Raw genomic sequence first — 20,818 nt, forward strand, 5'->3', positions numbered from 1 at the left:
TGAAAATGAGCAATGTGCCTAAAAACAGAATGTCCACAATTGGACCGGACGCGCCACGTAGGCCGAATGTAATCGAAAAACCGAACACAATTGGACCGGGCGCACCGCGTAGGCCGTGCGTTTATCGTATCCCGGTAATCGCCCGGTACTCCCGATCCAGTATCGCATAAAAGTATTGGTTCACCCACTGGTTGTTCCAGTGTATTTCTTCCCGGAATACGCCTTCGCGGACCATGCCTAACCTGTCCAGCAATTTGATGGATGAGGTATTGTATTCATTGCACATAGCCACAACTCTGTGGGCCTTCCATTCTTCAAAAGCAAGCTTCAAGGCCAGCTGCGCCGCTTCGGTGCAATAGCCTTGCCCCCGGTATTCAGGGAAAAGGCTGTAGCCCAGCTCCCAGCTCTCGCGCTCTTTTACATACCAGTGTATACTCAGTTCCCCTACAGGGGTTGCTTCGGGAGTGGCTAGCCGGATCAGGAATTGTCTATGCCAGTCGCTCTGGATTCGTTCCGCCACAGTCTTCCGGACGGCCTCCTTGTCGGTTGGAAGCATATCCTCGAAGGGCCAGAGCGAAGCATTGGTTTCCAGATCTGTGATGAAATCGATATCATCCGGGGTGACCGGAGATAAGGTTATTCTTGCATTCATTGTGCGATACCCTCCTGCTAGTATAATTTCAATACGATCTTGCCGTTGTTCCCCACAAAGTATAGGTCATTCCCCTTAGCGGATATAGATAATATTCTTTTTGGAAACGTTCGTTACTCACTGACTATCGTTCCGCTATAGGAACCGTTGAACGAAGATTACTTGTTTGGGCGGCTGCCAAGTGTGGTAAGTAACATAACGTAGAGCCAAGCAGGCACACTGCCTGATGCATAAACACCAGACCTTAAGCCATGCTAACATGATTGATCAACAATACTGTGGACAGCGAAAGGAGAATGGATTATGCCAGACACTAGCAAGCAACCTGTCAAAACTTTACCACCGCAGGTGCAGGATCAGCGCCCCGGAATTGAGAGTGAGATGAACCCGCTTCCGGAGTTTGAGACACCAGCGTACAAGGCAGCAGGCAAGCTGCTGGGCAAGGCTGCGCTCATTACCGGAGGCGACAGCGGGATTGGGCGTGCGGTTGCCGTTCATTTTGCCAAGGAGGGCGCGGATGTGGTGATCTCCTACTTGAACGAGCATGAGGATGCGGAAGAGACCAAGCGCCAGGTGGAGCAGGAGGGCAGAACGTGTATTCTGATCGCCGGGGATATCGGGGACGAATGCTTCTGTCAGAGCTTGATTCGTCAAACCGTTGAAGGACTCGGCAAGCTTGACATTCTAATCAACAATGCGGCGGAGCAGCATCCGCAGGATCATATTGAGGACATTACGGCGGAGCAGCTGGAGCGTACGTTCCGGACGAATATTTTCTCCATGTTCTATCTGACCAAGGCCGCCATGCCTCATCTGAAAAAAGGTGCTACGATCATTAACACCACCTCCATCACGGCGTATCGCGGCAGCCCGCAGCTGCTGGACTATTCGTCCACCAAGGGAGCCATTCTCAGCTTCACCCGGTCACTGTCGATGAATCTGGCGGATAAGGGCATCCGCGTGAATGCGGTAGCGCCCGGACCGATCTGGACCCCGCTGATCCCGTCAACCTTTGACGCTAAGAAGGTCAGTGAGTTCGGCGGCACCCAGCCGATGAAGCGCCCGGGACAGCCTGAAGAGCTGGCACCGGCGTATGTGTACCTGGCTTCGGACGATTCCTCCTATGTGAGCGGACAGGTGATGCATGTGAACGGCGGCGAGGTTGTGAACGGATGATGGGTGCAGAATAAGATCTGGATGCAGATTCTTTAATCGACATCTTCAGAAAGCAAATGGAAACGGCTTTGCCGTCCTTTTAAAGGACAGTACCGTTTCAGCGAGAAATAGAAGGATAAGTTATCGTGTGCAACATATAAATTCTCTTTTAAAAAAGCCTAACCGCTTGCCGGCAGGCTTTTTTTCAGCGCTTGTAACTATTACAATATATTTCCGTCTATTTAGATAATTTGATATGAAAGGGGATTGGGATGCTTAGAAAAAAAGGATTCATTCTATCTGCAGCGGGGATTTTAGTTTTTCTGGTAGTGTTCATTTATTTGACTCCTTTTGCAGGGAGACTTGTGGCAAATACAAGATTGGAAGGAAATGCAAAAAGCATTGGGATTAGAATTACACAGGAATCGCCACCGCTACCCCTTGTTACTTCCGGAAAAACCCAAATTCCGGTTACCCAAGGCAGCTATTGCTGGGGAAAATTAGGATGTGCGGATTATACAGGAGGACAATCCATGGTACAGGGGGTTACTCCCACTGTTATAGCCCCTGAGGGGGGGATTGATGTTGCTTTTACTTATAAACCGGCACCCGGCGGGTTAACCGTTCAGCAATTTGTCGATGATAAAGAAGTGCAAATTCCATTGAAGAACGGCTCTTTTAATGCTCCAAAAGAACATGGCGTTTATTACTACGGCATATCAGCATTCTGGACAACCGAGGATGGTAAATTTTCAGAAGGGAGTTCATCCGTGGTTTTTGTAATTGAAGTAAAATCTACGAAAGAATAGCCCTGACAGAAATAATATGCTAATATACAACAAGCAAGACGAAACAACCGCATAGAACGATCACTAGGGGTGCCGCAAGGCTGAGACGGGCGTAAGTTGTCCGGACCCTTTGAACCTGATCTGGTTTATACCAGCGTAGGGAAGTGGAGAACGAATAATGCAGCGGGGGTATACGGCTAGTACCGGTATTCCTGCTTTTATTCCAGACTGCTTCCTTTACGGGGAGCGGTCTTTTTTGTGTTTGAAGGTAGGGATCAGCGTAGCGCTGAGGAGAGGAAGGTGGACGTGTTGCACGAAATTCATGTCATCTCAGACGGGCGGCTGCCGCCTGAAGCGCTGGCCGACTGGGCCGTGGCGGTACATTCTATAGTGGATTATATCCATCTCCGGGAAAAAGCCATGCCCGCCCGGGAACTGTTGGCGGCGGCGCAGCAGATGCTTCAGGCCGGGGTTCCGCCTTCGAAGCTGGTCATTAATGACCGGATTGATGTTGCCCTGGCCGCCGGGGCAGGCGGTGTACAGTTGGCCTGGCATAGCCTTCAGCCAGCCGCAGCACGCGGGCTTGCACCGGACCTGCGGATCGGCAGATCGGTACACTCGCGGGAAGAGGCGGCGGAGGCTGGAAGGCAGGGAGCAGACTTCTGCCTCTACGGGCATGTATTCCCGACGGCCTGTAAGCCCGGACAGCAGGCACGCGGACTTGCGCAGCTGGCAGAGGCCGTCCGCTGGAGCTGCATCCCGCTGATTGCGCTTGGAGGGATTACCCCGGACAATGCCGGAGTGGTGCTGGCCCAAGGGGCGGCTGGCATTGCTGTCATGTCGGGGATCTGTGGAGCCCCGGACCCGGTGGCAGCGGCCCGGGCTTACAGGGAAGCGGTCCACAGGGCAGCAGAGCTGGCTGAAGCGCTGGATATGGCTCAAACACAGGGCACAGCAGGAGGTGAACAGGCATGAATGTGACCGTTAACGGGAAGAGGCATAGAATTGAAGAGAGCTGCCGGACACTGGAGGATCTGCTGTCCCGGCCCGAGTGGGCCGGTAAGCTGGTGATTGTCGAGCTGAACGGTGAGCTTGCCGGCAGAGAGGTTTATGGAGAGACACTGCTCAGCGAGGGGGACCGGGTGGAGTTGGTTCATTTTGTAGGCGGAGGCTAAACAAGAAGACTTATTCCAGGAGGCGTTAACATGCAAGATCCATTGATGATTTGCGGAGTGACTCTAACCAGCAGACTGTTCATTGGTACCGGAAAATACAGCCGCAACACCCTCATTCCCGAGGTGATTACGCGATCAGGCTCACAGGTCATTACCGTTGCTCTGCGCCGGGTGGACCCGGAGAGCAGTGACAATATTGTCAGCCATATTCCTTCCCATATGACCTTACTGCCTAATACCTCCGGTGCGCGCACCGCAGAGGAAGCAGTACGGATTGCCCGGCTGGCGAGATCGGCGGGGCTGGGGAACTGGGTGAAGATTGAGGTCATCAACGACCAGAAATATCTGCTGCCGGATAATACCGAGACCATCCGGGCGACCGAGATCCTTGCAGCAGAGGGCTTCGTGGTGCTTCCGTATATGAGTCCTGACCTGTCCGCCGCCCTGCGGTTGAAGGCAGCGGGGGCTGCGGCCGTGATGCCGCTGGGAGCGCCGATCGGGTCCAACCGCGGACTGCAGACCAAGGAACTGATCCGGATTCTGATCTCCGAGACGAATCTGCCGGTGATCGTGGATGCCGGAATCGGCAGACCGTCCGAGGCGGCTGAGGCGATGGAGATGGGGGCCGCAGCGGTGCTGCTTAATACAGCGATTGCCACCGCCTCAGATCCGCTGCTGATGGCAGAAGCCTTCCGTGACGCGGTAGCCGCAGGGCGCAAGGCTTATCTCGCCGGACTGGGGCCTGTGGAAGAGACGGCGGCAGCCTCTTCACCGTTGACCGGGTTCTTGGCCTGACAGATGGAATAGGGAGGAGAGAACGGTTATGAGCTTTTATGAGACGATGACCCGGCTGGAGCAGCTTCCTTACGGGACGCTATGGAGCCGGTATACGGCAGAGGATGTGAAGCGCGCGCTTCGTGCTGACCAGGTCGATGAAGAGGGGCTGATGGCCCTGCTGTCTCCGGCAGCGGAGCCTTATCTGGAGGAGATGGCGCAGAAGGCGCACCGGTTAACGCGTACGCATTTCGGCCATGTGATGCAGCTGTTTACCCCGATGTACTTGGCTGATTTTTGCGTGAATCACTGTACGTATTGCAGCTTCAGTTCTATCTATGATTTTCCGCGTAAAAAGCTGACGCTGGAGCAGGTCGCCCGGGAAGCAGAGATCATCGCAGCCACGGGCCTGCGCCACATTCTGGTCCTGACCGGAGAATCCCGGAATGACAGTCCGGCCGGTTATGTGAGGGACTGCGTGAATGTGCTGCGCCGCTATTTTTCCTCCGTCAGCATTGAAGTGAATCCGCTCTCGACAGCAGAATATGCTGAGCTCAGAGAAGCCGGTGTGGACGGTCTGACGCTCTATCAGGAGGTCTACCACCAGGAGACTTATCGTTCGCTGCATGTAAAAGGACCCAAACGCGTCTACCGCAACCGGCTGGATGCTCCCGAGCGGGGCTGTCAGGCGGGCTTCCGTTCGGTAAATATCGGAGCTCTGCTCGGCATGTACGAATGGCGCCAGGAGGCGCTGGCAACTGCGTTGCATGCGAGGTATCTGCAGGACAAGTACCCGGAATGCGAAATCGGGCTGTCGACTCCCCGATTCCGGCCGTACTTAGGCGAATTCAATCCCGCAAGTGATGTAACCGACCGTGCACTGGTGCAGATCATTCTCGCCTACCGCCTATTTCTGCCGCGCTCCGGCATCTCACTATCCACACGCGAGCCTGCCGCTCTGCGCGATCATCTGGTCCAGCTCGGCATCACGAAGATGTCCGCAGGGGTATCCACCGAAGTGGGCGGACATTCCCTGGAAGGGGGAACACCGCAGTTTGAAATTTCGGACAACCGCAGCGTGAACGAGATGGCCGAGATGCTGCGCTCGCAAGGACTCCAGCCGGTATTCAAGGACTGGGATATCCTGTCCGAGCCGGTTGGCTTGAGGTAGGCAAGCTGATTTGGCTTAGCTGGATGTGTCCAAACTGAATGTAACTTAACCAGACTAGGCAAACCGAGCTTAACTTAACCTGATCAGACTAACCGAGGAGTCTAACTTAAGCTGACCATATGCAAATAACCCGCCATGGCGGGTTATTTGCATTGTATAAGGGTTATAGGCTACGCGTGCTGACTTCTCCTTCTATAGTGAAGGCACGTGGGCCGGAACGTACTCTATCTACTCTATAGATTCAGGCTCTCCGGCAGACTGTCCCTGACTTGCGCTGGAAGACAGCTCGTCCAGCGACATTTCGAAGCCCGGAGCCATGTGTTTAAGGAAATACTCCATCTCAGGCATCTCCAGTACATGCAGCTTCGCGGCAGTCTGCTCCCTGGCAGCGGCGAATTCGCGGTTGCCTGCGGCGACTTCCCAGACGCATTTCAGGTAAGCGTCCAGCACATCCGCGGCCTTGACGTAGCGGAGCAGTCCGGCATCCTCGGAGCCGGGCGGGCTGGAGTGCGGTTGCAGGAGCGGCGCATAGACTGCGCTCAGCTCCGGCGGGATCATGGCCGCCAGCCGGTCGGCGGCCACCTGCTCCATCTCGCGGAAGCTCGACAGCAGACGCGAGTTGTTATGCTTCACCGGCGTAGCGATGTCGCCGGTGAAGACCTCGGTGGCGTCGTGGAACAGCGCCATCGTGGATGCGCGGTCGGCGTTCAGCGACCGGCCGAAATGGGCATTGCCGATGGTGCACAGCATGTGCGCCAGCAGGGCGACCTGGAACGAATGCTGCGCCACGTTCTCCGGGGCGGTGCTGCGCATGAGGCTCCAGCGCTGGATATATTGCAGCCGGTAGAGATAGGCGGAGAAATGGTAGTTCAATTTTGAAGTAACCCCTTTCATGAGCAGCTTAATGTGCTATTATAGTAACTAATTGTACCAGAGTTAGGGCCGCTTGAACCAGATGGAGAGGAGACTGAAGGAAGATGCAGCATTTTGAAGAGAGCATTTATAATTTGATTGTAGAGACCTCCACGAACCTGCCGGGCGATGTGCGCCGGGCAGTGGCCAGAGGGCGGGCGCTGGAAGACCGGGCGACACGCTCCGGACTGGCACTAACCACGATAGCGCAGAATATCGGAATGGCGGAGCAGCAAATATCGCCGATCTGCCAGGATACGGGGATGCCGACTTTTATCATTCATACGCCGGTGGGCGTGAATCAGATAGAGATGAAGAAGGATATTCACAGCGCAATTATCCGCGCTACGAAGAACGGGAAGCTGCGGCCCAATTCCGTAGATTCGCTAACCGGCGAGAACAGCGGGGATAATCTGGGGGCAGGGACTCCGGTGATTCACTTCGAGCAGTGGGAGGAAGAGAGCATTGACGTCCGGCTGATCCTGAAGGGCGGAGGCTGCGAGAATAAAAACATCCAGTACAGCCTTCCGGCAGAGCTGGAGGGACTCGGCAAAGCCGGACGCGACCTCGACGGTATCCGCAAGTGCATCCTGCATTCCGTGTACCAGGCGCAGGGCCAGGGCTGTAGCGCAGGATTCATTGGTGTAGGCATTGGCGGCGACCGTACCACGGGCTATGAGCTGGCGAAGAAGCAACTGTTCCGCAAGGTTGAGGATGTGAATCCTAATGAAGATTTGGGCAAGCTGGAGCATTACATTATGGAGAATGCCAACAAGCTCGGAATCGGCACGATGGGCTTCGGCGGTGAAGTGACGCTGCTGGGCTGCAAAATCGGAGTAATGAACAGGCTGCCTGCCAGCTTCTTTGTCTCCGTAGCCTACAACTGCTGGGCCTTCCGCCGCCAGGGCATTCTGGTTCATCCGGCTACCGGTGACATTCAGGATTGGCTGTATGAGAGCGGCACCGGGATATCTGTTGAGGGGGAAGCTGCACCGCAGCCTGTTGCTGAACCTGTGGGTGTAGCTGCGGCAGACCGGACAGCTTCCGGCGTGGTGCCAGAGGATGCTACGATTCCTGCGGCACCGGCTATTGTATCCGGGACGGGTGAAGCAGCTTCGGATGCGGCCGTCTCAGGGAATGAGGCAGCATCTGAACCGGCTGCGGCAGCTTCCGCCGGCTCAGGCGGCTCGCGCGAGATCCGCCTGACCACACCGATCAGTGAGGAGGATATCCGCAGCCTGCGCGTCGGCGATGTGGTGATCCTCTCCGGCGAGATGCACACCGGCCGCGATGCCCTGCACAAGTACCTCATGGATCACGATACCCCTGTCGATCTGAACGGTGCTGTCATCTATCACTGTGGCCCGGTCATGCTGAAGGATGATGAAGGCTGGCATGTGAAGGCGGCTGGCCCGACGACCAGTATCCGCGAGGAGCCGTATCAGGGCGATATTATTAAGAAGTTCGGTATCCGCGCCGTAATCGGCAAAGGCGGTATGGGACCCAAGACCCTAAAAGACTTAGGGGAGCACGGCGCGGTCTACCTTAACGCAATCGGCGGTGCAGCGCAGTATTACGCAGAATGTATCAAGAAGGTCAACGCGGTAGACTTCATGGAATTCGGTATTCCTGAAGCGATGTGGCATTTACAGGTGGACGGCTTCGCAGCAATTGTGACCATGGATGCCCACGGCAACAGCCTGCATGCCGATGTCGAGAAGGATTCCGCCGCCAAGCTGGCCCAGTTCCGGGAACCGGTGTTTAAGTAACAGGACCTCAAACAAAGAAACAGCGTCAGCCATGGACGAGAGTAATGTCCATAGACTGACGCTGTTTTTAAATTTAAAATATATGAATTTATAGGTTGTACACAATAACTTATCCTTAATTTCCCGCTGATACGAACGCTGTCCTGTAAATGAGCAGTGCAGCCGTTTCTGCTTATTGAATTAGCGTATACCGGAATTTTTCAATATACGACTCTTTCTTGTGCTCTACACGCTGCAAATGGTCATAGAAGCTATGGGTGAATTTAAACACGTGACCATAATCCCAATCCTGCCCGCTATAGTCCTTTTGCCAAAACTTAATGTCGGTAGGCAATACGTCCGCACGCTCAGCCGGCTTCAGGGGCAAATGATCGACAGGTGAAACCAGCTTGACGGGTTCTCCAGGTACAAGGTTACGGCTGTGGCGCAGAACTTTAATCAATTTCATTAAAGGCGGTAACCCTCTTTGAAAAAAGGAGACATGGCCAAGGTCATACAGGATGTTTAACGCGTGGGAGAAAGTCAGCATATGACCTATCAGATCATGATGTGCTTCTGCCCGGTAAATGACAGGGAAATGAGCTAATTCTTCCAGCACAAGCGAAGAAAGCTCGCCGGGCGTCGAGATGACCGGAAAGCCGTCCTCGTCTGTAACCTCCATCCTCTTCACCTCGGAAGCAGAGAAGCCAATCCATGACCGCCCCGGAATTGTCCGCTCAAATGAGCGGATAAGATCGGTTATTCCTGCAAGATCCTCTGTACTTCCCCAGCCCTTAAGTTCTTGGATGGAGAGCAGACACGATGCGCTGTAAATCACATTATGACCGACCCAGTGTAACTCATCAATCGTTGTATCGAGGGCCTCAAGAATGGCAGTTACAGCTAGCTGCTCGTCACAGCCGGTACGATGTTGTATGCCGTTCTCCCCAATTATCCTTTGGATCATCGCTTCGGTCTGCAAAGCTACAAGTCGGGCAAGCTCTGGTGCCGGATTATTCGTTTTAATAAAAAAATAACTGCCAATAGCGGCAGCACCAAAGTGAGCCTGCCAGATATCCCCTGTGTCTTTTTTACATGAAGATATGATTCTTAATCCGTCCCGCAGAATGGATGGGCTCATTATAATATCGCTCCCTTATATTGCAGCATTTTTATTTTTCAGTCTAACACTATATTTTCTGGAGACAACCGCTTCCTGAAAAGCACCTACAGCTATTCAGCTGTGCCGAATAATATTTTTTTCATGTTTTGCAGAGTCGGCAGCCCCTATAGGATGCGGCTTGTGAAAGTTATAAATTATATGTCTTGACAGCGCATACATGGACATGTTAATTTTTAGTGGGGAAACCGGTTTCCCTATGTTAGAAAGATTGAAGTTATTGACGGCAGCTTATTCGTTACTGAAAGTGTATTGCATTCGGTTTACATGAGAGGGAGATGAGGAATGAAAAGTAAACGTACACGCCTACTTGTTCCCGTTCTAATCACATCTATGATACTGTCAATCGCGATGAGCATGTTCGTTCTGCCCCCGTCCAGGGCTGAAGCAGCGAGTATTGGTACAGTAACCGAGAATGACACGATTTATCAGATTATGGTTGACCGCTTCCATGACGGGGATTCTTCCAATAATGCAACAGGCGCGGCTATCCGCTACGGGGAGAACTCGGAGGAGGACTTCCGGTATATGAAGGGCGGGGACTGGCAGGGGGTCATTGACAAGCTCCCGTATATTCACAATATGGGCTATACCGCGATCTGGATCTCACCGGTAGCTGAGCCCCAGATGACTAACCGTGAGAACAACGGAACCGGGAAGAATACAGCGTACCACGGATACAATGTCAAGGACCCCAATAAGGCCAATCCGTACTTCGGTACCAAAGAAAAGCTGAAAGAGCTCGTAGACTCCGCGCATGCGCTCGGAATTAAGGTGATCATCGATGTCGTTCCCAACCACATCGGCGATTACATGCTGGGCACCCAGGCTTATTATGATATCCCTTCCTTGCAGCCTGCCGCTCCATTCAATAATCCGGCCTGGTATCACCACAACGGTGACATTAACTGGTCGCTTGCCGATGGACGGTACGATCAGTGGGCCCAGGATTATCTGGAGAATCATGATCTGGGTGGTCTGGATGATATCGACTTCGATGTTCCTGCTGCCAAGCAGGCCATCTTCAGCTCAATTAAGGGCTGGTTTGATTATACGGGGGCAGACGGCGCCCGGGTCGATGCGGCCAAGCTGATGAAGCCGACCGATATCGGCGAGCTGCAGAATTTACTGGGCGTGAATACTTTTGGGGAGAATTTCGACGGCAATGCCGAATTCGTCTCCCGCTGGGTCGGTACCAATAAGGAGTGGGGGATGCTCGACTTCCCGTTGTTCTTCTCCGTGCTGAACAGCTTCGCGTACGGGCAGTCTTTTGACGCGAATATTAAAGGCACCCTGGCTCAAGATTCCTACTACGGCGGCAACGCTAACCATATGGTTACCTTCATCGACAATCATGACCGCAACCGCTTCCTGACCGAGGCCGGGGGCAGTGTTGAGAAGCTGCAGAATGCTTTGTCCTTTATTTTCACCGTGCGTGGAACGCCTGTGGTCTTCCAGGGAACGGAGCAGAACAAGGGCAATGGCAACGGGCAGATCATGACGGGCGGCATCGCTGATACGTGGAACCGCTGGTCGATGGTGAAGCGGGATGCAGGCGGCAATGTGCTGGAGAATTATTTCAATGAGAATGCCAGTACCTTCAAGCATGTAGCCAAGCTCAATGAGATCCGCAAAAACAACCCGGCCCTGCGCACCGGCACCCAGCGCGAAATGTGGTCCGCACAGAATCTGTACGCCTTCTCCCGGCGGATTGACAGCGGAACGAATGTCGGCCAGGAGGTCATCTCCGCATTCAGTAATGCATCCGGCGGATCACAGACGGTAACGCTGCCGCTGCGCGCCGAGAGCACACTAACCGCAGGTACGATTCTGGTGAACCAGTTGAACCCCTCCGATACTGTGACCGTGCAGGCAGGCGGTGTTACCGGAAAACAAATTACAGTTACTCTAAGTGCCAATTCGGCCAAAATCTACTCCAAAACACAGCCGGTAACCGATACGCAAGCACCAAGTGTTCCGGGAAATGTAACGGCAACTGTACAGAATGCCTCCAGCGCGCTGGTGTCCTGGTCAGCTTCCACCGATAATGTCGGGGTGAGCGGGTACGAAATCTACCGCAATGGAGTGAAGATCGGGACTTCGGCTACGACCTCTTTTACAGATAACGGACTTGTAGGCAGTACTAATTATTCTTATACGGTAAAAGCGTATGATGCCGCCATGAATCTGTCGGCCTTCAGCGCAGCCGCTCTGATCGTTACCCCTGCCGGTAACAGTGTGACGATCTACTACAAGCAGGGTTACACCAATCCATATATTCATTACCGCCCGGTGGGCGGGACTTGGACGACATCTCCGGGTGTGGCTATTCCAGCCGCTGAGGTAGCGGGCTATAACAAAATCACCATTAACATCGGCGCAGCCACCCAGCTCGAAGCCTGCTTCAATAACGGCAGCGGCACCTGGGACAGCAATGGCGGCAGTAATTATCTGTTCGGCACCGGTACCTGGACCTATACGCCTACAGGCAATATCCAGGCAGGCGGTCCGGTGACGCCAACGGCAACGCCGACGGCTACACCAACCGTAGCACCAACAGCGACACCGACCGTGACGCCTACGGTGGCACCAACCGTAGCACCGACTGCTACACCAACTGTAGCGCCGACCGCAGCTCCAACAGCATCACCGACCGTAGCGCCAACGGCGACACCTGTGCCAACCGCCACTCCGGCGGGCAACACCGCGACGATATATTACAAGAATACAGCTTTCAGTAATTCGTATATCCATTACAAGCTGGATGGGGCGACAACCTGGACGACTTCACCGGGTGTGCAGATGCAGGCCTCTACTTTCAGCGGCTACAAGTCCATTACCATTCCGCTTGGCACTGCCACAGGACTAACCGCAGCCTTCAATAACGGCAGCGGCACCTGGGATAACAATGGCGGGAATAACTATCATTTTGGCACCGGTAGCTCCAGTCTGGTTGGGGGAAGCTTGACCTCCGGGGAACCGCAGGCTGATAGCGTAACCTTCCGGGTTAGCGTACCGGGGTCCACTCCGGCGAATGCTCCGGTCTATCTGACGGGTTCGTTCAACAGCTGGAATGCGGCAGATGCAGCCTATCTGCTGACCCGTGGCAGTGACGGCGTCTATTCCATCACCTTGAGCCTTCCGGCAGGCAGCGCCGTGACGTATAAGCTGACGCGCGGAAGCTGGGGCACGGTAGAGACCGCATCCAGCGGGGCGGACATTGCGAACCGGACGCTCACACCGGCAGGCGGAGCACAGACAGTGACGCTAAGTGTGCAGCGCTGGAAGGATCAGTAGCACTTGTAGCTTGTAAGTAACTAGCAGTAACGCCTTTTCTAAATGGTGCGGTCGCCATTTAGGAGGGCGTTTTCTGGTTGGTGAGGTAAGCGGATCAAATGTAATCGAAAAACCGATCACAATGCGCAGCGGCAGGGTGAGCGGACCAAATGTAATCGAAAAACCGATTACAATGCGCGGTGGCGAGGTAAGCGGATCAAATGTAATCGAAAAACCGATCACAATGCGCCGGTCGGGGGTAAACGAGCCAAATGTAATCGAAAAACCGATTACAATGCGCACGTGCTAGGTGCAAGGGCCGATTGTAGTCGAAAAACCGAACACAATGTGCGTGTGCGAGGTGTATGGGCTGAATGTATGCAAAAACCGAATACAATGGGCAGGCGTAGGTCTGAGTGTGCTGGATATGTTCGAGGGCCTAAGGTATGCAGGGTTTTCCTGTATCTCTCACCACTCAAACAGCGTAGCGGGCGGACTGATTGTGGAGAAGCGGTAGCGTTCGCCTTTGTGTCCGGATTTTCACCGATCAGGTAAAAATAATAAAAATCTGGACACAACAGCGATCGGAACAACGGTCCGTTTGCGGAGCGTCCATTAGAACTCCCACAACGGTCCGTTTGCGGAGCGTCCATTAGAACTCCCACACCGCTCCTCCCTCGACTTAATATCCCAATCCTCCCTGGCGCTTCCTCCCAGCCCCCGCATCCCGCTGAGCCCACATTTTACACCCCGTTGATAATCGCCGCCAGAACTGGTATTTTGCCGAAAATGCAGGTAGAGTGTTCTCATGGACATAAACACGAGGGAAGAGGACCGCCGCAGATGAAACCATTCCGCATTCGACTTACCATCATACTTATGGCACTGATAGGAATATCAATGACCGGGGCCGGGATCACCATGGCTCAGCTGTTCAAGGACTCGCATATTTCCGTGCTGGAAGAGAACATGTCCCGGGAAATAAAGCTGCTCTCCGGCACCTTCTCATTCATGGATACCAGCAGCCCGGATGCCCTGAACTACTATACAGAACAGGCAGAGAGGATATCCGTCTTGACCGGATCACGTGTCACCTTCATTACGAAGCAAGGCCGGGTCATTGGGGACTCGGAGAAGAATCCGCGTGAGATGGACAACCACTCTACCCGCGAAGAGGAGCTGCTGGCTGCGAAGGAAGGGATTGGCCGGGCGATCCGTTACAGCGATACATTAGACCGTGAAATGATGTATGTGGCGGGTTCCGTGTCCTCCGATCAGGGCTTTGACGGGTATATCCGGCTGTCGATGGGGCTCGATACCGTATCCGAAGGACTGAACCGGGCGTGGATGATCATGGCAGGGGGGCTGGTGCTGCTGTTCATTGCCGCAACCTTGGTGAGCTACAAGGTGGCTTCCAGTATGACCTCACCGCTGGAGCAGATCACCAGAGTGGCGCGGCGAATTACTGATCTCGATTACGATGCCCGGGTGCCGATGAAGCGCAAGGATGAGATCGGCCAGCTGGCTACAGCCATCAACGCTATGGCCGACAGTCTGCAGGCCCAGCTGAAGACCATCCGCGACAATGAGGACCTGCTGCAGAGCGTACTCGACAATATGACCGGCGGGATCGTGATGATTAACGCTGAAGGGGAGATTGCCCTGCTTAACCGGGCCGCCGAACGGCTGCTCGATGTGAAGCACAGCGAGATGACCGGACATTCCTACAAGGAGATTAAGCATCATTATGAGCTTACCCGGCTAATTGATGATGGGGTGTCCGCAGGTGAACCTATTCACGAGGAGCGCAGCATCTATAATCCGGTGGAGCGGATTGTGCGTCTGGATGGGGTGCCGATGATTCAGGACGGCTGTTCTCGGGGCATGCTGTTCCTGCTTCAGGAGGTTACAGAGATCCGCAGGCTCGAGAAAATGCGCAGCGAATTCGTCGCCAATGTCTCCCACGAGCTGAAGACCCCTGTCGCTGCGGTAAAAGGCTTCGCCGAGACCCTTCTCGGCGGTGGCGTTACAGATGAGAAGACGGCGCGTTCGTTCCTGCAGATTATTTACGATGAGAACGAACGGCTGAACCGCCTGATCGGCGACATCCTGGAGCTGTCCAAAATAGAATCCAAACGCGTTCAGCTGGAATGCTCCCCGGTTCATCTCATCGAGTTCTTCGACTCCGTGCTGGAAACGCTCAGCAAGGTAGCGGAGAAGAAGAAGATTACGCTCAGCTCGGATGTGCCTGCAGAGCTATTCATTGAGGGAGATGAAGACAAGCTGCGCCAGATCTTCATGAATCTGCTCTCCAATGCGATCAACTACACCCAGGACGGGGGGAATGTCAGAGTCACCGCAGTGAGCATCCAGAAGAAGGATGGCACCGAGAGCGTACGCTTTACAGTCAGTGATACGGGGATGGGGATTCCGCGCAAGGATCTGCCCCGGATCTTTGAACGCTTTTACCGGGTGGACAAAGCCCGCTCCAGAAGCTCCGGCGGAACCGGCCTCGGTCTATCCATCGTGAAGCATCTGGTTGAGCTGCACCGCGGGTCCATTAACGTTGAGAGCGATCTGGGCATCGGCAGCTCGTTCATCCTTGAACTGCCGCTGCTGCAGGAAGAGAATCTATAACCCTGCGGATCATAACGGATCAATAGAGAATAAATTTATGATTTTACACCAAGTTAACATTGTGGTGCTATGATGTGCATGTGTGCAGTTTTGTAAAATTAATAACCTATGAAAAGACGGGGGAACCTATGGCACAACGATTGCTTGTCATTGAAGACGAACCGACACTGGCCCGGCTGCTGTCTTATAACCTGACACAGGAAGGCTACGAGGTGACGGTGGAGGATCATGGAACGGCAGGATATGACCGTGCGACTAGAGAACCTTTTGACTTGATCGTACTGGATCTGATGCTGCCCGGCATGAACGGCATTGACATTCTGGATAAATTACGTGGACAAGGCATCCGCACACCGGTTATTGTGCTGACGGCCAAGAATGCGGAAGAGGATGTCGTCCGCGGGCTGAAGTCCGGGGCGGATGACTATATTACGAAGCCCTTCGGCGTATCCGAGCTGCTGGCGCGGGTCAGCGCTGTACTGCGGCGGATCTCCGGTATTGCCGAAGAAGCTCCGCCCGAGACGGCGGTGTCTGCATCGACGATTATTCTCGGACAGCTGGAGATCTACCCCGAGCGTTATGAAGTCTCGCTGGGCGGACAGAGCATCAATCTGCGGCCGAAGGAATTTGAAGTACTGCTGTATCTGGCCCGCAAGCCAGGCGTTGTCCTGACACGGGATGATCTGATGAATGCGGTCTGGGGCTTCGACTATATCGGAGGCCAGCGTACCGTCGATGTGCATGTCAGCTCCCTGCGCAAGAAGCTGGAGCTTGACCCTGAATCCGTGCATATCGATTCCATCCGCGGCGTGGGCTACAAGCTGGTTGTCAACAAGAAGAGAACACCGGTCATTTAACATGACGGTGTTCTTTTCTCACAAGATAAGCTTCTTCTCCTCCGGCATTGTCTAACTGTACAAGGATTTTTACACTGCGTTAACAATTCTCTGGAGCTCTATTTACACTGAAAGCTTATCATGGGGAACGAAGATGATGAGAAGGAGACAACAGAAACTAATGAAATCCATCATTGACATAGAGAAGCTAGATCTCTACTATGAGTCATTCCATGCCCTGAAGAAGGTGGATTTGCAGATTCCGGAGAAGCAGGTGACTGCGTTTATCGGACCTTCCGGCTGCGGGAAATCCACACTGCTGCGTACCCTTAACCGTATGAACGACATGATTCCCGGAACACGTATTGAAGGTAAAGTGAATATCGGCGGCAAAAACATCTACAGCGACGAGATTGAAGTGGAGAGTCTGCGCAAGCAGGTGGGGATGGTGTTCCAGCAGCCCAATCCTTTTCCCAAGTCGATCTATGATAACGTGGCTTATGGCCCGCGTCTGCACGGTGTGAAGAGCAAAGCCGAGCTGGATGTCCTGGTAGAGCAAAGTCTGCGCCAGTCTGCACTCTGGGAGGAAGTGAAGGATTTCCTCAAAAAGTCGGCCTTAAGTCTGTCCGGAGGCCAGCAGCAGCGTCTCTGTATTGCCAGAGCCCTTGCCGTACAGCCGGATATTCTGCTGATGGATGAGGCGACTTCAGCGCTAGACCCGGTGTCCACACTCAAGATTGAGGAGCTGGTCCAGGAGCTGCGGGATAAGTATACGATTGTAATGGTCACGCATAATATGCATCAGGCCGCCCGGGTATCGGGACGCACTGTATTTTTCCTGAACGGTGTTATTGTGGAGGCTGCGGACACGGAGCTGCTGTTCTCGAACCCTAAGGATTCCCGCACAGAAGACTATATTTCCGGCCGCTTTGGCTAAGAATGGCTGATTCGTAAGTCTAAGGTTCACTCTTGTTCACCCGATATGACCAAATGTTTGTGAGGAGGATCACTTTCGATATGATTCGCAGAAAAGAATTCGATAAAGATCTGGAAGAACTGCGCTCCCTGCTGCAGCAGATGGGCGAGCATGTAACGGATGCACTCGACGGTGCGATACTGGCCCTGCAGACCCTTGATACGGTACGGGCGCAGGAGATTGTCAAAGCGGACCTGCGGCTGAACGCTATGGAAGACCGGATTATGGAGATCGGCTCGCGGCTGATCATCACCCAGCAGCCGGTGGCGAAGGACCTGCGCCGCATTATTGTAGCCTTCAAAATCTCCAGCGATCTGGAGCGTATGGGCGATCTGGCACTGGATGTAGCCAAGGTAACGATGCGCATCCAGGGACAGCAGCTGATTAAGCCGCTTGTGGATATTCCGCGCATGGCTGAGCTTGTTACGATCATGACCACGGAGGCTATTCAGTCTTATCTGGACGAGAATACGGATCTGGCCTACAAAATGGCGCAGGATGACGATCAGGTCGATGGCCTGTACAGCGCGATGATTAACGAACTGTACACTTATATGGTTCAGAAGCCTGAGACAGTGAATCAGGCGATGCTGCTCACACTGGTTGGCCGTTACATTGAGCGGATTGCCGATCATGCCACGAATATTGGCGAGAGTGTAGTGTATCTGGTTACAGGTAAACGTCCGGATTTGAACCAATAACAGTATAGACTGCCAGAGGCAAGCCTTCATTCCGGGGGCTTGTTTTTTATTTTGGCATAAAGCGGCGATTCGTGGCAGAGCCATTTCGTCTTGGTGCGGAGCATATGTTACTATGTAAGGAGAAAGCAAGAAAAAGGCGAGGTGCTAGTGTGGACAAGCTGATACTCATTGATGGAAATAATATCATTTACCGGGCGTTCTTCGCCATGCCGCCGCTGACGAATACAGCGGGACAGCAGACGAATGCGGTATACGGTTTCACGACGATGCTGCTGCGTCTGCTGGAGGAGCATAAACCGACACATATGATTGTAGCCTTCGACGCGGGGAAGATTACCTTCCGGCATGAAGGCTATGAGGAGTATAAAGGCGGGCGCCAGAAGACCCCGCCGGAGCTGTCCGAGCAGTTCCCGCTGCTCAAGGAGCTGCTGAAGGGTCTGGGGGTTCCGCAATTCGAGATTGCAGGCTACGAGGCTGACGATATTATCGGCACCATCTCCAGGGAAGCGGATGCCGCCGGCCGTCAGGTGATGATTGTGTCCGGGGATAAGGATATGCTGCAGCTGGCTTCCGAGCATACCACCATCGCACTGGTGCGCAAGGGAGTAACGGAAGTGGAGCTCTACGGGCCGCAGCAGATCCGTGACAAATATGATCTTACCCCAGAGCAGATCATTGATCTGAAGGGGCTGATGGGCGATGCCAGCGACAATATTCCCGGGGTGCCGGGAGTCGGGGAGAAGACAGCGCTTAAGCTGCTCCAGCAGTTCGGATCGGTGGAGGGCGTGCTGGCCGGAACCGGTGAGCTGAAGGGCAAGATGAAAGAGAAGCTGGAAGAGCACGCGGACAGCGCCGTCATGAGCAAAAAGTTGGCGACGATCTACCGCGAGGTTCCGCTTGAGCATACGTGGGAGGATATGGTCTTCAGCGGGATTAACACGGACACGGCTGGGCCTGCGCTCGCCAAGCTGGAATTCCGCTCGCTGCTGGAGCGCCTGTCGCTGAGCGCCTATTCACATGCGGCGGACGGCAGCCTGATGGGTTCCCCCGTGGTGGAAGCCGCAGAGCTTAATATTACAATTGTTGACGAAGCCGGAATAGGCGAGCTGGTTCAGGCACTGCCGGGCATCTCCGCCCTGCATGTGGAATCTAACGGGGAGAACCCGCACCGTGCCGAAGTGATCGGTCTGGGGCTGTCTTCGCCGGAGCAGCATTATTTTGTGCCTTTTGCCCTGCTGAAGAGTAAAGCGGCAGCACCCCTGCGTGACTGGCTCGGTGACGGGCAGGCGCCGAAGAGCGGGTATGATCTGCACCGTGCCGATCTGGCGCTGCATTGGCAGGGGCTTGCTTTTGCCGGAGCCGCTAACGATGTTCAGCTTGCCGCCTACCTGCTGGACCCGACCGAAGCCAGCCAGAATCTGAATGACCTGACCACGAAATACGGCCTGCCCCGCTTGTCGCCGGATGAGGATGTCTTCGGCAAAGGGGCCAAATACAGAATCCCTGAGCTTAAGATTCTCGGTGAGCATGTCGCCCGTAAGAGTGCGACCGTGCTAGGCATTGTGCAGAAGCAGCAGGTGGAGCTGGACAAGACGGACATGACCGGTCTGTTCCAGGACCTGGAGATGCCGCTGTCACGGATTCTCGCCGATATGGAGAAGCAGGGGATTGCTGTAAACAAGGATGATCTCGTCCAGCTCGGCAAGGAATTTGAAGCCCAGATCTCCCGGCTGGTCACTGAGATCTACGCCGCTTGCGGAACCGAATTCAATCTTAATTCTCCGAAGCAGCTGGGCGAGGTTCTGTTCGTGAAGCTCGGTCTGCCGGTCGTGAAGAAGACGAAGACCGGGTATTCGACGGATGCCGAGGTACTGGAAAAGCTTGCGCCTTATCATGACGCTGTGCGCCTGATTCTGCAATACCGTACCATTGCCAAGCTGCAATCCACGTATGTTGAAGGTCTGATGAAGGAAATCTCGCCGGAGACCGGCAAGGTACACACTTTCTACCGGCAGACGATTGCGGCCACGGGCCGGCTAAGCAGCCAGTTCCCGAACCTGCAGAATATTCCGATCCGGCTCGAAGAGGGCCGCAAGATCCGTAAGGTGTTCGTGCCCTCCGAGCCGGGCTGGTCGATACTGGCGGCGGATTACTCGCAGATCGAGCTGCGTGTGCTGGCGCATATCTCGGGCGATGAGCGGATGAAGGAAGCTTTTGTCGAGGATATGGATATTCATACTAAGACCGCCATGGACGTATTCGGCGTTCCTGCGGAGAGTGTGGACAGCAATATGCGCCGCTCTGCCAAAGCGGTTAACTTCGGCATTGTGTACGGCATCAGCGATTACGGGCTGTCTCAGAACCTGAACATTCCGCGTAAGGAAGCGGCCCGGTTCATTGAGCAGTATTTCGAGGTGTTCCAAGGTGTGCGCCGTTACATGGATGATATCGTAGTCGAGGCCCGGAAGCAGGGGTATGTTACTACTCTGCTGGAACGCCGCCGTTATCTGCCGGAGATCAATGCGAAGAACTTCAATCTGCGTTCCTTCGCAGAACGTACGGCGATGAATACGCCGATCCAGGGAACCGCTGCCGATATTATCAAGCTGGCCATGGTTCATATGGATAAGGCGCTGCATGAGCGCGGCCTGAAGAGCCGAATGCTGCTCCAAGTACACGATGAGTTAGTGTTTGAGGTGCCGGAGGAGGAGCTGGAGCAAATGAAGCAGCTTCTGCCCGAGGTGATGGCCGGAGCGCTGCAGCTGTCTGTTCCGCTCAAGGCAGAGGTAAGTTATGGCAGCAACTGGTACGAAGCGAAATAGGCTCCCCGCACATGG

General features: G+C 54.2%; 16 protein-coding genes and 1 riboswitch. Of the genes, 13 read left to right on the top strand and 3 right to left on the bottom strand.

Features of this window, described 5'->3' with window-relative positions:
- Positions 1–121: 121 nt before the first annotated feature.
- Entirely contained in the window at positions 122–652 is a 531-nt protein-coding gene (locus tag MKY86_RS08715; protein WP_076082912.1) for a GNAT family N-acetyltransferase, read from the bottom strand.
- Between the two features lie 303 nt (positions 653–955).
- Between MKY86_RS08715 and MKY86_RS08720 the strand changes: the two genes are divergently transcribed.
- The 6 genes from MKY86_RS08720 to thiH all read left to right on the top strand — a co-directional run bounded on the left by MKY86_RS08720 (position 956) and on the right by thiH (position 5,715).
- Positions 956–1,828, top strand: coding sequence for an SDR family oxidoreductase (locus MKY86_RS08720; RefSeq protein WP_076082909.1), 873 nt, complete (start codon positions 956–958; stop codon positions 1,826–1,828).
- A 251-nt stretch (positions 1,829–2,079) separates the two neighbouring features.
- Complete coding sequence (locus MKY86_RS08725; RefSeq protein WP_143803847.1) at positions 2,080–2,616, top strand: hypothetical protein; 537 nt, start codon at positions 2,080–2,082, stop codon at positions 2,614–2,616.
- Positions 2,617–2,671: 55 nt separating this feature from the next.
- Positions 2,672–2,775: riboswitch (TPP riboswitch) on the top strand.
- Positions 2,776–2,895: 120 nt separating this feature from the next.
- Positions 2,896–3,570: a thiamine phosphate synthase gene (locus MKY86_RS08730; RefSeq protein WP_076082901.1), complete on the top strand. Its 675-nt coding sequence runs from the start codon at positions 2,896–2,898 to the stop codon at positions 3,568–3,570.
- The gene (gene thiS, locus MKY86_RS08735) at positions 3,567–3,770 is read left to right on the top strand and encodes a sulfur carrier protein ThiS (RefSeq protein ID WP_076082896.1); all 204 of its coding nucleotides are present in this window, start codon (positions 3,567–3,569) and stop codon (positions 3,768–3,770) included. The genes MKY86_RS08730 and thiS overlap by 4 nt, the downstream gene beginning before the upstream one ends.
- A 30-nt stretch (positions 3,771–3,800) precedes the next feature.
- Positions 3,801–4,565 (top strand): thiazole synthase, encoded by a 765-nt coding sequence (locus MKY86_RS08740; RefSeq protein ID WP_076082891.1) that lies wholly within the window; start codon positions 3,801–3,803, stop codon positions 4,563–4,565.
- Between the two features lie 28 nt (positions 4,566–4,593).
- Positions 4,594–5,715, top strand: coding sequence for a 2-iminoacetate synthase ThiH (thiH, locus tag MKY86_RS08745; protein WP_076082887.1), 1,122 nt, complete (start codon positions 4,594–4,596; stop codon positions 5,713–5,715).
- 228 nt (positions 5,716–5,943) lie between these two features.
- Here thiH and yfbR read toward each other — a convergent pair whose 3' ends face one another.
- Positions 5,944–6,588 (bottom strand): 5'-deoxynucleotidase, encoded by a 645-nt coding sequence (gene yfbR, locus MKY86_RS08750; RefSeq protein WP_083685579.1) that lies wholly within the window; start codon positions 6,586–6,588, stop codon positions 5,944–5,946.
- A gap of 104 nt (positions 6,589–6,692) precedes the next feature.
- On the opposite strand from yfbR, the gene MKY86_RS08755 reads away from it, so the two are divergent.
- Positions 6,693–8,396: a fumarate hydratase gene (locus tag MKY86_RS08755; RefSeq protein WP_076082879.1), complete on the top strand. Its 1,704-nt coding sequence runs from the start codon at positions 6,693–6,695 to the stop codon at positions 8,394–8,396.
- Between the two features lie 172 nt (positions 8,397–8,568).
- Here the strand turns inward: MKY86_RS08755 and MKY86_RS08760 are convergent, their stop codons facing one another.
- Positions 8,569–9,519 carry a hypothetical protein gene (locus tag MKY86_RS08760; RefSeq protein ID WP_076082875.1) on the bottom strand — a complete coding sequence of 317 codons (951 nt, stop codon included), beginning with the start codon at positions 9,517–9,519 and terminating at the stop codon, positions 8,569–8,571.
- Between the two features lie 321 nt (positions 9,520–9,840).
- On the opposite strand from MKY86_RS08760, the gene MKY86_RS08765 reads away from it, so the two are divergent.
- The 6 genes from MKY86_RS08765 (at position 9,841) to polA (ending at position 20,803) form a co-directional block, all read left to right on the top strand.
- Complete coding sequence (locus MKY86_RS08765) at positions 9,841–12,852, top strand: carbohydrate binding domain-containing protein (RefSeq protein ID WP_076082871.1); 3,012 nt, start codon at positions 9,841–9,843, stop codon at positions 12,850–12,852.
- 822 nt (positions 12,853–13,674) lie between these two features.
- On the top strand, positions 13,675–15,468 hold the full coding sequence (gene pnpS, locus MKY86_RS08770; RefSeq protein ID WP_076082866.1) for a two-component system histidine kinase PnpS: 1,794 nt from the start codon (positions 13,675–13,677) through the stop codon (positions 15,466–15,468).
- Positions 15,469–15,596: 128 nt separating this feature from the next.
- Positions 15,597–16,325: a response regulator transcription factor gene (locus MKY86_RS08775; protein ID WP_076082862.1), complete on the top strand. Its 729-nt coding sequence runs from the start codon at positions 15,597–15,599 to the stop codon at positions 16,323–16,325.
- A 160-nt stretch (positions 16,326–16,485) separates the two neighbouring features.
- On the top strand, positions 16,486–17,241 hold the full coding sequence (gene pstB, locus MKY86_RS08780; protein ID WP_036725565.1) for a phosphate ABC transporter ATP-binding protein PstB: 756 nt from the start codon (positions 16,486–16,488) through the stop codon (positions 17,239–17,241).
- Positions 17,242–17,321: 80 nt separating this feature from the next.
- The gene (gene phoU, locus MKY86_RS08785) at positions 17,322–17,981 is read left to right on the top strand and encodes a phosphate signaling complex protein PhoU (RefSeq protein ID WP_076082856.1); all 660 of its coding nucleotides are present in this window, start codon (positions 17,322–17,324) and stop codon (positions 17,979–17,981) included.
- Between the two features lie 149 nt (positions 17,982–18,130).
- Positions 18,131–20,803: a DNA polymerase I gene (polA, locus tag MKY86_RS08790; RefSeq protein WP_076082853.1), complete on the top strand. Its 2,673-nt coding sequence runs from the start codon at positions 18,131–18,133 to the stop codon at positions 20,801–20,803.
- The last annotated feature ends 15 nt before the right edge of the window (positions 20,804–20,818 follow it).

Source organism: Paenibacillus sp. FSL R7-0333, from assembly GCF_038000365.1.
GTDB classification, from domain to species: Bacteria; Bacillota; Bacilli; order Paenibacillales; family Paenibacillaceae; genus Paenibacillus_AQ; species Paenibacillus_AQ silagei.

What these genes read in the sequence shown, in the direction of transcription:
- MKY86_RS08715 (WP_076082912.1), bottom strand. Translation starts at nt 652, where the DNA reads ATGAATGCAAGAATAACCTTATCTCCGGTCACCCCGGATGATATCGAT.
- MKY86_RS08720 (WP_076082909.1), top strand. Translation starts at nt 956, where the DNA reads ATGCCAGACACTAGCAAGCAACCTGTCAAAACTTTACCACCGCAGGTG.
- MKY86_RS08725 (WP_143803847.1), top strand. Translation starts at nt 2,080, where the DNA reads ATGCTTAGAAAAAAAGGATTCATTCTATCTGCAGCGGGGATTTTAGTT.
- thiS (WP_076082896.1), top strand. Translation starts at nt 3,567, where the DNA reads ATGAATGTGACCGTTAACGGGAAGAGGCATAGAATTGAAGAGAGCTGC.
- MKY86_RS08740 (WP_076082891.1), top strand. Translation starts at nt 3,801, where the DNA reads ATGCAAGATCCATTGATGATTTGCGGAGTGACTCTAACCAGCAGACTG.
- thiH (WP_076082887.1), top strand. Translation starts at nt 4,594, where the DNA reads ATGAGCTTTTATGAGACGATGACCCGGCTGGAGCAGCTTCCTTACGGG.
- MKY86_RS08755 (WP_076082879.1), top strand. Translation starts at nt 6,693, where the DNA reads ATGCAGCATTTTGAAGAGAGCATTTATAATTTGATTGTAGAGACCTCC.
- MKY86_RS08765 (WP_076082871.1), top strand. Translation starts at nt 9,841, where the DNA reads ATGAAAAGTAAACGTACACGCCTACTTGTTCCCGTTCTAATCACATCT.
- pnpS (WP_076082866.1), top strand. Translation starts at nt 13,675, where the DNA reads ATGAAACCATTCCGCATTCGACTTACCATCATACTTATGGCACTGATA.
- MKY86_RS08775 (WP_076082862.1), top strand. Translation starts at nt 15,597, where the DNA reads ATGGCACAACGATTGCTTGTCATTGAAGACGAACCGACACTGGCCCGG.
- pstB (WP_036725565.1), top strand. Translation starts at nt 16,486, where the DNA reads ATGAAATCCATCATTGACATAGAGAAGCTAGATCTCTACTATGAGTCA.
- phoU (WP_076082856.1), top strand. Translation starts at nt 17,322, where the DNA reads ATGATTCGCAGAAAAGAATTCGATAAAGATCTGGAAGAACTGCGCTCC.